This is a genomic window from Micromonospora sp. MA102, from assembly GCF_025460765.1.
Lineage (GTDB): Bacteria > Actinomycetota > Actinomycetes > Mycobacteriales > Micromonosporaceae > Micromonospora > Micromonospora halotolerans.
This window is the reverse complement of record NZ_JAMWEG010000003.1, coordinates 326,115-339,201: the sequence shown is the minus strand read 5'-3', so window position 1 is coordinate 339,201 and position 13,087 is coordinate 326,115. Positions and strand designations below refer to the sequence as shown.

The window sequence follows — 13,087 nt, the reverse complement described above, 5'->3', positions numbered from 1 at the left end:
CAGTCCGTCCTCGGCACGCGGTGGGTCCCAATGCCGCACCGCGCGGTGCGGCATACCCGTCAGGAGGGGTCCGAACCTCCGGCGGCCGATCCGGCCGGGGCCGTGGGCTCGAAGAGGTGCGCGAACGCGGCCAGGTTGGCCGTCGACTCGCCCCGCTTGACCCGCCACTCCCACTCCCGGCGGATGGCGGTGCCGAAGCCGATCTCCAGCATGCTGTCGAAGGACTCGTCGGCGTAGGTCAGCACGGAGCCGAGCAGCCGGTCCAGCTCGTCGGAGTCCACCCCGGCCAGGTTGACCCGCCCGGTCAGGTAGACGTCGCCGACCGCGTCGATGGAGAACGACACCCCGTACATCCGGGCGTTGCGCTGGAGCAGCCAGGCCCACAGCTCCTCGCGTCGCTCGTCGGGCTGGCGCATCACGAACGCCTCGACCCGCAACGCGTGCTCGCCGACGATCAGGTTGCAGATCGTCTTGAGCTTGTGGGTGCCCGGCAGGGTGACCGCGTACGACGTCTCGCCGGTGGACTCCCACTCCAGCTCGCGCTCGGCGCAGACGGCCTCGATCAGCGCGGCGACCTCACTCCTGCGGCTCATCGCACCCACTCTACGGCCGCCCAGCGGAGGCCGCCGGGCACGGCGGCGCTCACCAGGAACAGGTGAGAGCGGGGTCGCCGAGCCGGCCGGCCAGCCGCACCCGGTGCTCGGCCATCGCCTCGCCGTAGACGGCGAGCAGGCCGGAGACCGTGCGGTTCCAGGAGAAGTCTCGGGCGTGCCGCTCGGCGCCCCGCGCCAGGGCGGCCCGGCGCCGGCGCTCGGGCAGCAGGCGGGCCAGCGTACGGGCCCAGTCGACCGGGTCGTGGCCGTCGATGAGCACCCCGCTGACGCCGTCCCGGACGGCGGTCACCAGCCCACCCACGGCGGCGGCCAGCACCGGCGTGCCGCACGCCTGGGCCTCCAGCGCGACCAGCCCGAACGACTCGTTGTGCGAGGGCACCGCGACCAGGTCGGCCGCGCGGTAGAGGGCGGGCAGGTCGTCGCCGGTCTGCGGCGGGAGGAACCGCACCCGGTCGGCGACGCCGAGCGAGCCGGCCAGCTCGATGAGGGCGGTGGGCCGGTCCAGCCCGGTGCCGCTCGGGCCCCCGCAGATCACCACGGTCACCTCGTCGGCGAGCGCGGGCTCCCGCTCGCGCAGTGCCGCGACCGCCCGGATCAGCACGTCCGGGGCCTTGAGCGGCTGGATCCGGCCGACGAAGGCCACCACGTAGCCGCGGGCCGGCAGGCCGAGGCGGCGGCGGGCCGCCAGCATCGCCGCGTCCCGGTCGCCGGGGGCCGGGCGGAAGCGGTCGAGGTCCACGCCGGGCTCCACCACGGCCACCCGGGTGGGCTCGGCGTCGTACCTGTCGATCAGGTCGCGGGCCTCGACCCGGGTGTTGGCGACCAGCCGGTCGGACTCGGCGATCACCTGCTCCTCGCCGATGACGCGCGCCTTGGGCTCGGGCCGGTCACCGGCGGCGAGCTGGGCGTTCTTGACCTTGGCCAGGGTGTGCGCGGTGTGCACCAGCGGCACGCCCCAGCGCTCCTTGGCCAGCCAGCCCACCTGACCGGAGAGCCAGTAGTGCGAGTGGATCAGGTCGTAGTGGCCCGGCGGGCGGGCCGCCTCGGCGCGGAGCACCCCGGCCGTGAAGGCGCAGAGCTGGCCGGGCAGCTCCTCCTTGGTCAGCCCCTCCAGGGGGCCGGCCGTGACGTGCCGGACGCTCACCCCGGGCGCCATCTCGACCACCGGCGGCAGGTCGCCGGAGGTGGCCCGGGTGAAGATCTCCACCTCGACGTCGGCCTCCGCCAGCCGTCGGGCGATCTCCAGGATGTAGACGTTCATGCCGCCCGCGTCGCCCGTGCCGGGCTGGTGCAGCGGCGAGGTGTGCACGGAGAGGGTGGCGATCCGGCGCGGCCGCGGCCACGGCAGGGCACCTCGCTGACGACCGACACCGGTGTGCAAATCCGCCACGTCCGCTCCCTCTGTCACGGTTGATGCCGTCGCGCACGACCGGCGCTTCTCGGTCAACCTCCGCGCCGGATGTCATCTTCCCCATCGGGCTTCGGAAATGCGCCGCGGCGGGTCCCCGGCGTGACGGACCTCATCACCGCGCCGGGCGTGGCGCCGGGTGAGAATGACCGGATGAGCTCAGTCGCCATCGTCACCGGGGCGTCCAGCGGGATCGGCGCGGCCACCGCCCGCCGGCTGGCCGCCGAGGGTTTCCACGTGCTCGCCGCCGCGCGGCGTACCGACCGGCTGGCCGGCCTGGTCGCCGAAATCGAGGCGGCCGGCGGCGCGGCCACCGCGGTGGAGTGCGACGTGACCTCGGACGGGTCGGTCGCCGGCCTCGCCGCCGCGGCCGCCGCCGCGCCCGGCCCGGTCACCCTGCTGGTGAACAACGCCGGTGGGGCGCGCGGCCTCGATCCGGTGGAGTCGGCGGACGTCGGCGACTGGCAGTGGATGTACGACGTCAACGTGCTGGGCACGCTCCGGGTCACCAAGGCGCTGCTGCCCGCGCTGGAGTCCTCCGGCGCCGGCACGATCGTGATCGTCAGCTCCACCGCCGGGCACGTCGTCTACGAGGGCGGCGGCGGCTACACGGCCGCCAAGCACGCGCAGACCGCGATCGCCGGCACGCTGCGGCTGGAGCTGTGCGGCCGGCCGGTCCGGGTCATCGAGATCGACCCCGGCATGGTGAAGACCGAGGAGTTCGGCCTGGTCCGCTTCGGCGGCGACGCCGACCGGGCCGCTGCCGTCTACGCCGGGGTGGCCGAGCCGCTGGTGGCCGAGGACGTGGCCGACTGCGTCGCCTGGTGCGCGACCCGCCCGCACCACGTCAACATCGACCAGCTCGTGGTCCGCCCGCTGGCCCAGGCCGCCCAGCACAAGGTGCACCGGACAACCTGATGGTCCGGCCGCTCGGGTTCGTCACCCGGGGCACGACGAATCCGAACCGGCTCCGGCGGGTCGACAACTGGATCGCCGCGACCTGCGGCGACGCGCTGCGCGCCGCCGCCGACCCGGTCGTCGTCGACCTGGGCTACGGCGCCACCCCGGTGACCGCCGTCGAGCTGCGGGCCCGGCTCGCCGCCGCGGTCCGCGCCGACGTCCGGGTGGTCGGGCTGGAGATCGATCCGGTACGCGTGGCCGCCGCCCAGCCGGCCGCCGACCCGCCCGGGCTCACCTTCGCCCGGGGCGGCTTCGAGCTGGCCGGGCTGCGCCCCGCCCTGGTGCGCGCGTTCAACGTGCTGCGCCAGTACGACGAGAGCGAGGTGGCCGACGCCTGGCGTACGGTCACCGGGCGGCTCGCCCCGGGCGGGCTGCTGGTCGAGGGCACCTGTGACGAGTTGGGCCGGCTCGGCGCCTGGGTGCTGCTCGACGCCACGGGCCCGCGCACGCTGACCCTGGCCGCGAGGCTCACCACCCTGGAGAGCCCGGCCCAGCTCGCCGAGCGGCTGCCCAAGGCGCTCATCCACCGCAACGTTCCCGGCGAACCGATCCACGACCTGATCCAGGCCCTGGAGAGCGCCTGGCACTCCACCGCCGGCTACGCCCCCTTCGGCCCACGCGACCGCTGGACCCGAACGGTCGCCGCGGTGCGGGCGGCCGGCTGGCCGGTCCTGGACCGCCCCCGCCGCTGGCGCCTGGGCGAACTCACCGTTCCCTGGCCCGCCATCGCCCCCACCTGACCCGTGGGCACCCCGGGGGTCAGATGGCGCAGTTGATCAGGACGGGTTCGGGGTGGAGGGTCACGCCGAGGCGGGTCTGCACGCCGTCGCGGATCTCGCGGGCCAGGGCGATCAGGGCGGCGGTGCTGGCGGCACCGGTGCGGTTCGTGAGGGCGAGGGTGTGCTTGGTGGAGATGGCGACGCCCTCGGGGCCGGTGTGGCCCTTGCCGAAGCCGGCGCGGTCGATCAGCCAGGCCGCACTCACCTTGACCATGTCCCCGGGGCACGGCCAGGACGGCGGCTCGCCCAGGTCGGCGGCACGCTCCCGGAGCCGCTCGTAGGCCTCCGGCTCCAGTACGGGGTTGGTGAAGAACGAGCCCACCGACCAGGTGTCCGGGTCCTGCGGGTCGAGCACCATGCCCTTGCCGGCGCGCAGCCGCCGCACGGTGGCCCGGGCGTCCGCCAGCGGCACCCGGTCGCCCACCTCGACGCCGAGCGCGCGGGCCAGCTCGGCGTAGCGGACCGGGCCGGAGAGCGGGGAACGGGTGAGCCGGAAGTCGACCGAGAGCACCACCCAGCGGTCGCTGTACTTGAAGATGCTGCCCCGGTAGGCGAACCCGCAGTCCGCCGCCGGGATGCGGACCACCGTGCGCCGGGTGCGGTCGTACGCCGCCACAGCGGTGATCGTCTCGGCCACCTCCTGGCCGTACGCGCCGACGTTCTGGATCGGGGTGGCGCCGGCCGAGCCGGGAATGCCGGAGAGGCACTCCAGCCCCGACCAGCCGCGCTCGACGGTGGCGGCGACCAGGTCGTCCCAGGGCTCGCCGGCCTCGACGCGTACCGTGACCGTGTCGGCGTCCTCGGCGACCACCTGGAAGCCCCGGGAGCGGATCAGCACGACGGCGCCCGGGAAGCCCTGGTCGCCGATCACCACGTTGCTGCCGCCGGCCAGCAGCAGGACGGCCTGCTCCCGCGCCTCCGCCTCCTGGACCTTCCGGACGATCTCGTCGGCGCTGGTGGCGATCTCCAGCCGCCCCGCGGGGCCGCCGAGGCGCAGCGTGGTGTAACGCGCCAGGGTGGCCGGGTCGGTCGGGTCGGCTCGGGTCGTCGGTTCGGCGTAGACGTCTGACACGCCTCTCACCCTAGGCTGAGGGGTAGCCGCGGCACCCACTGGTGGCCCGGTCACCCCCGGGAGGATTGCGATGAGCAGACTGCACGGCACGAAGGACTTCTGGATCGGCGCGTTGCGGACGGAGGGTCCCGCCTTCGCCGCCGCCGTCGCGGAGGCACCCCCCGACACACCGGTGCTGTCCTGTCCCGGCTGGACAGTCTCCGACCTCGCCCGTCACCTCACGAGGATGTACGTCTGGGCCCGCACGGTGGTGACCGCCGGGACGACCAGCCGCCCGGAGCGGCACGACCCGGAGCCGCCGGCCGGCCTCACGCCGGCCCAGTGGTACGGGCAGGAGTACGAGCGGCTTCTGGCGCTCTTCGAGACGCTGGATCCGGAGGCCCCGGCGTGGAACTTCGCCCCGCAGCCGAAGAAGGCTGCCTTCTGGCCGCGCCGGGCCGCGCACGAGACCGCGGTGCACCGCTGGGACGCCCAGCTCGCGATCGGCGCGGGCGAGCCGATCGAGGCCAAGCTCGCGGCCGACGGGGTGAGCGAGGTGCTGGACACCTGGCTGCCGGCGGGCCGGCGGATCCAGCCGGGTCAGTGGCACGGGGTGGTCCAGCTGACCGCGACCGATGCCGCCCAGGAGTGGTACCTGCGGCTGCGCGGCGAGGGGATGGCCCTGCTGGACACCGCGACGATCCTCGACCACGACGAGCACCACGCCCGGGCGCAGCTCACCGGGACCGCCAGTGACCTGCTGCTGGCGGTGATGGGCCGGATCAGTTTCGACGCCCTCGGGGTGGCCGGCGACCGCCGCCTGCTCGACGGGCTGCGGGTGGGCTGACCCCGCCGGGGGGTCGTGCGGACATCGGGCGGAGAGCGGCGTTTCCCACCGGAGCGCCACTCTCCGCCTTTTTCCGGACCCTCTGAGAGCGCTCTCTTGACACCGTCCGGGGCAGCCACCACCCTGTCGTGAGAGCGCTCTCTGAGTACCGGAACCGCCCGCCACCACCCGATACACCTAGAGGGGTCAGATAAGAGATGGTCACCTTCACCCGCCGCCGCCTGGCCGCGGTGGCCCTGGTCGCCACCACCGCCCTGCTGGGCGCCACCGCCTGCGGGGGCGGTGACGACGAGGCCGCCGCCGGTGGCCCGGTCACGCTCACCGTCGACGTCTTCGGCCAGTTCGGCTACGACGAGCTCTACAAGGAGTACATGGCCAGCCACCCCGACGTGAAGATCGTCGAGCGGGGCACGGGCAGCAACCTGGACGAGTACTCGCCGAAGCTCACCCAGTGGCTCGCCGCGGGCAAGGGCGCGGGCGACATCGTCGCCATCGAGGAGGGCCTGCTCGTCGAGTACAAGGCCAACCCGCAGAACTTCGTGAACCTGCTCGACCACGGCGCCGCCGACCTGAAGGGCAACTTCCTCGACTGGAAGTGGAACCAGGGGCTCACCGCCGACGGCAAGCAGCTCGTCGGCCTCGGCACCGACGTCGGCGGCATGGCCATGTGCTACCGCAAGGACCTGTTCGCCAAGGCGGGGTTGCCCACCGACCGCGAGGCGGTCTCGAAGCTCTGGCCCACCTGGCCGGACTACATCAAGGTCGGCGAGCAGTTCAAGGCGAAGAACACCGGTGCCTCGTTCCTCGACGCCGCGACCAACACGTTCAACACCATCCTGCTCCAGACCGCCGGCAACACCAGCGGCTACAGCTACTACGACACCAGCGACAAGCTGGTCGTCGACAGCAACCCGGCGGTCCGGCAGGCGTACGACACCACCATGGACATCATCGACTCCGGCCTGTCCGGCCGGTACGGGTCGTGGTCGGAGGAGTGGGTCTCCGCGTTCAAGCAGTCGAAGTTCGCCACCGTCGCCTGCCCGGCCTGGATGACCGGCGTCATCGAGGGCAACGCCGGCCCGGGCGCCAAGGGCAAGTGGGACATCGCCCAGGTCCCCGGCAACGGCGGCAACTGGGGCGGCTCCTTCCTCGCGGTGCCGAAGCAGGGCAAGCACCAGGCCGAGGCGATCGAGCTGGCGAAGTTCCTGACCAGCGCCAAGGGCCAGATCGGCGCGTTCAAGGCCAAGGGACCGCTGCCCTCCTCGCCGCAGGCGCTGGCGGACCCGGCCATCGTCGACTCGACGAACGCGTACTTCTCGGCGGCACCGGTCGGCAGGATCTTCGCCGAGGGCGCCAAGAGCCTGAAGCCGGTCTACATGGGCCCGAAGAACCAGGCCGTCCGCACCGAGGTGGAGAACGCCGTCCGCTCGGTGGAGCTGGGCAAGCGCAGCCCGGAGCAGGGCTGGGCCGACGCGGTCGGAAACGCCAAGAAGGCCGCTGCCAAGTAACCCGAGCCAGGCGTGCGGGCGGTCCCCGGTCGACGGGGTGCCGCCCGCACGGCGGAAAGGAGTCCCGGGCCATGGCAGTCCAGCTCGACGCCCGCCCGCCGGTCGCACCGGCGCCCGGCACCACCCGCCCCTGGAGGGGCGTCCGGCTCAGCCGGTTCGACACGAGGTACTCGCCCTACCTGTACATCGCCCCGTTCTTCCTGCTCTTCGGCGTCTTCGGGATCTACCCGCTGGCCTACACCTTCTGGGTCTCGCTGCACGACTGGGACCTGCTCGGCGCCGACCACCCGTTCGTCGGGCTCGACAACTACAGCGAGTTGCTGGCGGACCCGGACTTCTGGCACTCGGTGGTCAACACCCTGGGCATCTTCGTCATCTCCACGGTCCCGCAGCTGCTGCTCGCGCTCTGGCTGGCCAACCTGCTCAACCGGCAGCTCCGGGCCCGGACCACCTGGCGGATGGCGGTGCTCATCCCGAACGTCACCTCGACGGCCGCGGTGGCGATCGTCTTCGCGGTGCTCTTCGGCCGCGACTTCGGCATGATCAACTGGCTGCTCGACCACGTCGGCGTCGACGCGATCGACTGGAAGGCCAACCGGCTCGCCTCCTGGGTGGCCATCTCCGCCATGGTCGACTGGCGGTGGACCGGCTACAACGCGCTGATCTTCCTGGCCGCCATGCAGGCCATCCCGCGCGACCTCTACGAGTCCGCGGCCATCGACGGCGCCGGCCGGGCCCGGCAGTTCTGGTCGATCACCGTGCCGCTGCTCAAGCCGACGATCATCTTCGCGGTCATCATCTCCACCATCGGCGGCCTCCAGCTCTTCACCGAGCCCCGCCTGTTCAACTCGGGCACCAACGCGATCCGCGGCGGGCCGCTGCGCGAGTCGCAGACCGTGACCATGTACATGTTCGAGAACGCCTTCGCGCCGCACTACAACTTCGGCTACGGCTCGGCGATCGCCTGGCTGCTCTTCGCGCTCATCGCGGTGGTCGCGGCCGTCAACGTCCTGCTCCTCCGCCGGCTCGGCGGCGGCGCGCGCAAGGAGGACTCCCGATGACCCGCCTCTGGTCGGCCGGCCGGCTCACCTACCTGGCGCTGGCCGTCACGGCCCTGATGTCGATCTTCCCGATCTACTGGATGTTCGTGGTGGCGAGCCGGACCAGCGACGCGATGGGCCAGATCCCGCCGCCGCTCACCCCGGGCGGCAACCTCGGGGCCAACATCGCCCGGCTGTTCACCAACACCGACGCGTACTTCCTCACCGGGCTGATCAACTCGGCGATCGTGGCCGGCACGGTCACCGTCTCCGTGGTCTTCTTCTCCACCCTGGCCGGGTTCGCCTTCGCCAAGCTGCGCTTCCGCGGGCGCAACGCGCTGCTGCTGGTCATCGTGGCCACCATGATGGTGCCCACCCAGCTCGGCGTGATCCCGCTCTACCTGCTGATGACGAAGCTGAACTGGAACGACCGGCTACCGGCGGTCATCGTGCCCGCGCTGGTCACCGGGTTCGGCGTGTTCATGATGCGCCAGTACGCCGGCCAGGCCGTCAGCACCGAGCTGATCGAGGCCGCGCGGATGGACGGCTGCAACACCGCGCGGATCTACTGGAACGTGGTGCTGCCCGCGCTGCGCCCGGCCGCCGCCGTGCTGGGCCTGCTCACCTTCATGACCACCTGGAACGACTTCCTGTGGCCGTACGCGGTGCTCAACGATCCGGAGAACCCGACCGTGCAGCTGTCGCTGCGGGCCCTGTCCGACGGCTACTACCAGGACATGTCACAGGTGTTCACCGGGACGGCCATCGCCACCCTGCCCCTGCTGCTGGTGTTCGTCGCGTTCGGCCGCCAGATCATCGGCGGGATCATGGAAGGCGCCGTGAAGGCATGACGGAACTCCGGTTCCCCGCGGGCTTCGTCTGGGGGCGGCCACCGCCGCTGGAGCGGGTCGCCACCGATCACCCGGGGCTACCGTTGATCATCGCGGAGAACGGTGGGGCCTTCCCCGACCGGGACACCGACGGGACCGGCCGGGTGGCGGACACCGACCGGATCGCCCACCTCGACGGGCACCTGCGCGCCGCGCACGACGCGGTCGCCCGCGGCGTCGACCTGCGCGGTTATCTCGTATGGTCGTTGCTGGACAACTTCGAATGGGCCGAGGGCTACCGGAAGCGGTTCGGGATCGTCCACGTCGACTACCTGACCCGGCGGCGCACACCGAAGGAGAGTGCCCGTTGGTACCAGGAGGTGATCTCCCGGAACGGGCTGTGACGAGGCGGTGGTGACGGGGATGACGACGGCGCAGCGACCGACCCTGGAGGCGGTGGCCAGACGGGCGGGGGTGTCCCGGGCCACGGTCTCCCGGGTGGTGAACGGCTCCACGACCGTCGCCGAACCGATCCAGCAGGCGGTCCGCCGGGCCGTGGCGGAACTGGGGTACGTCCCGAACCTCGCCGCCCGCAGCCTGGTCACCCAGCGCACCGACTCGATAGCGCTGGTCCTGCCCGAGGCGGCGACCCGGGTGTTCTCCGACGACCAGGTCTTCCCCGGCATCATCCGCGGCGCGGCCCAGGAGCTGGAGGCGGCCGACAAGCAGCTCGTGCTCATGCTGGCCGGCTCGCCGGCCGGCCACGAGCGGGTCGAGCGCTACACCACCGGGCGGCACGTCGACGGCGTGCTGTTCGCCTCCCTGCACGGCGAGGACCCGCTCCCCGGGCGGCTGGCCGAGCTCGGCATCCCGGTCGTGTGCAGCGGCCGCCCGCTGGACGGCGCCCAGGTGCCGTACGTCGATGTCGACCACGTCGGCGGGGTGGCCGAGGCGGTCCGTCACCTGATCGCGAACGGTCGGCGGCGGATCGCCACCATCGCCGGGCCGCAGGACATGGTCGCCGGCATCGAGCGGCTGATCGGCTACCGGGAGACGGTCGCCGCGGCCGGCCTGCCGGAGCTGATCGCGTACGGCGACTTCACCCGGGAGTCGGGCACGGCGGCCATGCGGCAACTGCTCGCCACCGACCCCGAGCTGGACGCGGTGTTCGCGGCGTCCGACCTGATGGCGCACGCCGCGCTGCGCACCCTGCGGGAGGCCGGCCGGCGGGTGCCGGACGACGTGGCGATGATCGGGTTCGACGACATCGAGACGGCGGCGTACACCGAGCCGCCGCTGACCACCGTGAAGCAGCCGATAGTGGAGCTGGGGCGGGCGATGACCCGGCAGCTGCTCCGGATCGCCGCGGGCGAGCAGGTCGAGCAGGCTCTGCTGCTCCCCACCGAGCTGGTCGTCCGCGACTCCGCCTGAGCCGGTAAACCCGTCGCCAGCGGGGGTCGCCGGCCCTAGGGTCGGCCGGATGACCGAGGACCTGATCAGACCTGCCCGCCCCGAGGACGCGCCCGGTGTCGTGGCGCTGCGCACCGTCGTCCACCCGTACCTGGTGCGCGGCGTCGAGTCGACCCGCCGCATGATCGCCCAGCCGCCGCCCGGCGAGGACTGGGCGGCCTGGGTGGCGGAGGTGGACGGGCAGGTGGTCGGCTGGGTGTCGGCGTATCGGAACAGCGCCACCTCGGCGGCGAACGTCGGGGAGGTCTCCACCCTGCACGTCCACCCCGCGCACCGGCTCCGGGGGCTCGGCACCGCCCTCCTGGCGGCCGCTCTCGACCACCTGCGCCTGCTCGGCGCGAAGCGGCTGCTCACCTGGTCGCAGCCCGAGTCCCTGCCGTTCGCCCGACGGCACGGCTTCACGCCCAGCCGCGAGCTGCGCTACTCGGCGCTGGACCTCCGGCCCGCCCCGCCGATGCCCGAGCCGCCGCCCGGCGTGCGGCTGCTGTCGGCCGCCGAGGTGGACCCGCGCCGGATCCACCAGGTGGACGCCGAGGCATCGCGGGACGAGCCGGGCGACGTCCCGACCGACGCGCTCGGCTACGACACCTGGCACCACGAGGTCTGGGAGAACGTGGGCCTGGACAAGGGCGCCAGCACGCTGGCCGAGGTGGACGGCACGCTGGCCGCCGTCAGCCTGGTCAAGCGGGACGGCGACCGGATGTGGTCGGACTTCACCGGCACCGTCCCGGAGCATCGTGGCCGGGGGCTGGCCCGGCTGGCGAAGCAGGCGGCGCTGCACCGGGCCGCGACCTCCGGGGTACGCACCGCGTACACCTCGAACGACGAGGCGAACGGGCCGATGCTGGCGATCAACGCCCGGCTCGGCTACCGGCCGGTCGGCAGCCAGTGGTCCTGCGTGCGCGACCTCACCTGACCCCGGCGAACAGGTCGTCCTCCGGCAGCGAGACCGGCACCCGGGCCTCGGCCAGCTCGTAGTCCTCGGTGGGCCAGGCCCGCCGCTCGATCTCCCGCGAGTGGGCGAAGAACGGGTGGGCCGGGTCCGTCTGGGTGGTGTGCGCCCGCAGCGCCCGGTCACGGGTGGCGAAGTACCGGGCGCACTCCACCCGGGTCGTCACCCGGGGCTCGGGCAGGTTCTCCGGCAGCTCCCGCAGCACCTCCGCCATGGCCGAGGGCAGCCCGGCGGCGCGCGTGGCGTCATGCAGGACCTGGAACCAGGAGCGACTGAACGAGAGCAGGTAGTAGAGCTTCGCCACCGCCCAGGCCGGGCCGCTTCCCGGGTACGCGGCGGGGTCGGCGGCGGCGTCGAAGGCGTGCCGGGCCACCCGGTGGGCCATCAGGTGGTCGGGGTGCGGGTAGCCGCCGCTGGGGTCGTAGCTGACGATCACCTGGGGCCGGAGCTCGCGGACCAGCGCCACCAGGGGAGCCGCCGCCACGGCGACCGGGAGCCGGGCGAACGCGTCGGCGGGTAACTCGGCCCCGTCGGCGGGCAGTCCGGAGTCGACGAAGCCCAGGAACCGCTGCCGCGCGCCGAGCACGGCCGCGGCGGCGGCCATCTCCGCCGCGCGGACCCGGCCCAGGTCCGCGCGGACCTCCGGCCGGTCCTCGGCCGGGTTGAGGATGTCGCCGCGCTCGCCGCCGGTGCAGGTCGCCACCAGCACGTCCACCCCCTCGGCGGCGTACCGGGCCAGGGTGGCGGCGCCCTTGCTGGACTCGTCGTCGGGGTGGGCGTGCACGGCCAGCAGCCGCAACGGGGTGGACATCGGACTCCTCTCGTCGGCTCCGGTCGAGTCTCGTCAGCTCCGGTCGAGTCTCGTCAGCTCCGGTCGAGGCCGGCGGCCAGCTGCGCGAAGGTGCGCGTTCCGGCCACGGCGAGGGCCGCCGCCACCTCGTCCTCGCCGCGCCCGGCCCGGATCAGCCGGAACGCCTCGCCGAACAGCACGCGGTAGGCCCCGGCGAGCTGCGCCGCGAGCACCCGCACGGGCACGTCGTCCGCGCCGGTTCCGCGTTCGGCGGCGAGCCGGGCGGCGAGGGCCCGTTCGCGCAGCTCGTGCAGCTCGCGGAGGCGGGCGGTGAGCGCCGGGCTGTCCTCGATCAGCCGGACGAACGGCTCTCCCGCGAAGCCGACCAGGGCGTCTCGCCGGGCCACCGCTTCCGCGTACCGCCTCTGGAGGGCGGCCAGTACCCGCTCCCCGGCGGGCCGGTCGGCGACGGTCGCCGCCAGCAGGGCGACGAAGTCGTCGGCGATGTCGAGGGCCAGGTCCTCCTTGCGCGGGAAGTAGTTCGTCACGGTCATCTTCGCGACCCCGGCCGCCTCGGCGATCTCGGCGATGGTGACCCGCTCGTAGCCGCGGGCCAGGAACAGCCGGGTCGCCACGTCGGAGATCGCCTGCCGGGTCAGCCGCTTCTTGCGGTCGCGCAGCCTCTCACTCACCCCGACAGCATACATGTGCTCGACCTAAAATTAGGTTGAGCATAAAAACTGCGGTCCGTAGCGTACGACCGGACCGGAGGGAGGCAGCGATGAACCTGCGCATCACCTGGTGAACCCGTTGCCGGGCCCGCCCCGCGGCGGGCCCG

General features: G+C 73.2%; 13 protein-coding genes and 1 pseudogene. 9 read left to right on the top strand and 5 right to left on the bottom strand.

What is annotated here, in order from left to right; all coding sequences use genetic code 11:
• Positions 1–59 precede the first annotated feature (59 nt).
• Both NFX44_RS08165 and mshA read right to left on the bottom strand, forming a co-directional pair.
• On the bottom strand, positions 60–593 hold the full coding sequence (locus NFX44_RS08165) for a YbjN domain-containing protein (RefSeq protein ID WP_262282895.1): 534 nt from the start codon (positions 591–593) through the stop codon (positions 60–62).
• Positions 594–642: 49 nt separating this feature from the next.
• Complete coding sequence (gene mshA, locus NFX44_RS08160) at positions 643–2,004, bottom strand: D-inositol-3-phosphate glycosyltransferase (RefSeq protein ID WP_262282894.1); 1,362 nt, start codon at positions 2,002–2,004, stop codon at positions 643–645.
• 171 nt (positions 2,005–2,175) lie between these two features.
• On the opposite strand from mshA, the gene NFX44_RS08155 reads away from it, so the two are divergent.
• Positions 2,176–2,940 carry an SDR family NAD(P)-dependent oxidoreductase gene (locus NFX44_RS08155; RefSeq protein ID WP_262282893.1) on the top strand — a complete coding sequence of 255 codons (765 nt, stop codon included), beginning with the start codon at positions 2,176–2,178 and terminating at the stop codon, positions 2,938–2,940.
• The gene (locus NFX44_RS08150; RefSeq protein WP_262282892.1) at positions 2,940–3,722 is read left to right on the top strand and encodes a class I SAM-dependent methyltransferase; all 783 of its coding nucleotides are present in this window, start codon (positions 2,940–2,942) and stop codon (positions 3,720–3,722) included. Before NFX44_RS08155 ends, NFX44_RS08150 begins: the two co-directional genes overlap by 1 nt.
• Positions 3,723–3,741: 19 nt before the next feature.
• Here NFX44_RS08150 and NFX44_RS08145 read toward each other — a convergent pair whose 3' ends face one another.
• Positions 3,742–4,833 (bottom strand): UDP-N-acetylmuramate dehydrogenase, encoded by a 1,092-nt coding sequence (locus NFX44_RS08145; RefSeq protein WP_262282891.1) that lies wholly within the window; start codon positions 4,831–4,833, stop codon positions 3,742–3,744.
• A gap of 70 nt (positions 4,834–4,903) precedes the next feature.
• Here NFX44_RS08145 and NFX44_RS08140 point away from each other — a divergent pair, with 70 nt between their 5' ends.
• From NFX44_RS08140 to NFX44_RS08110, 7 genes and pseudogenes are all read left to right on the top strand, one after another.
• The gene (locus NFX44_RS08140; RefSeq protein WP_262282890.1) at positions 4,904–5,659 is read left to right on the top strand and encodes a maleylpyruvate isomerase family mycothiol-dependent enzyme; all 756 of its coding nucleotides are present in this window, start codon (positions 4,904–4,906) and stop codon (positions 5,657–5,659) included.
• A gap of 197 nt (positions 5,660–5,856) precedes the next feature.
• Positions 5,857–7,167: an ABC transporter substrate-binding protein gene (locus NFX44_RS08135; RefSeq protein WP_262282889.1), complete on the top strand. Its 1,311-nt coding sequence runs from the start codon at positions 5,857–5,859 to the stop codon at positions 7,165–7,167.
• A 71-nt stretch (positions 7,168–7,238) separates the two neighbouring features.
• Complete coding sequence (locus tag NFX44_RS08130; RefSeq protein ID WP_262282888.1) at positions 7,239–8,228, top strand: carbohydrate ABC transporter permease; 990 nt, start codon at positions 7,239–7,241, stop codon at positions 8,226–8,228.
• Positions 8,225–9,058 (top strand): carbohydrate ABC transporter permease, encoded by an 834-nt coding sequence (locus NFX44_RS08125; protein WP_262282887.1) that lies wholly within the window; start codon positions 8,225–8,227, stop codon positions 9,056–9,058. The genes NFX44_RS08130 and NFX44_RS08125 overlap by 4 nt, the downstream gene beginning before the upstream one ends.
• A gap of 47 nt (positions 9,059–9,105) precedes the next feature.
• Positions 9,106–9,441, top strand: a pseudogene (locus tag NFX44_RS08120) (family 1 glycosylhydrolase); the annotation flags it as partial.
• Between the two features lie 19 nt (positions 9,442–9,460).
• The gene (locus NFX44_RS08115; RefSeq protein ID WP_262282886.1) at positions 9,461–10,468 is read left to right on the top strand and encodes a LacI family DNA-binding transcriptional regulator; all 1,008 of its coding nucleotides are present in this window, start codon (positions 9,461–9,463) and stop codon (positions 10,466–10,468) included.
• Positions 10,469–10,517: 49 nt separating this feature from the next.
• Positions 10,518–11,423 (top strand): GNAT family N-acetyltransferase, encoded by a 906-nt coding sequence (locus NFX44_RS08110; RefSeq protein ID WP_262282885.1) that lies wholly within the window; start codon positions 10,518–10,520, stop codon positions 11,421–11,423.
• Here NFX44_RS08110 and mca read toward each other — a convergent pair.
• Both mca and NFX44_RS08100 read right to left on the bottom strand, forming a co-directional pair.
• The gene (gene mca / locus NFX44_RS08105; RefSeq protein ID WP_262282884.1) at positions 11,416–12,270 is read right to left on the bottom strand and encodes a mycothiol conjugate amidase Mca; all 855 of its coding nucleotides are present in this window, start codon (positions 12,268–12,270) and stop codon (positions 11,416–11,418) included. The two genes, NFX44_RS08110 and mca, sit on opposite strands and share 8 nt — an antisense overlap.
• Before the next feature lie 53 nt (positions 12,271–12,323).
• Complete coding sequence (locus tag NFX44_RS08100) at positions 12,324–12,941, bottom strand: TetR/AcrR family transcriptional regulator (protein WP_262282883.1); 618 nt, start codon at positions 12,939–12,941, stop codon at positions 12,324–12,326.
• Positions 12,942–13,087: the final 146 nt, after the last annotated feature.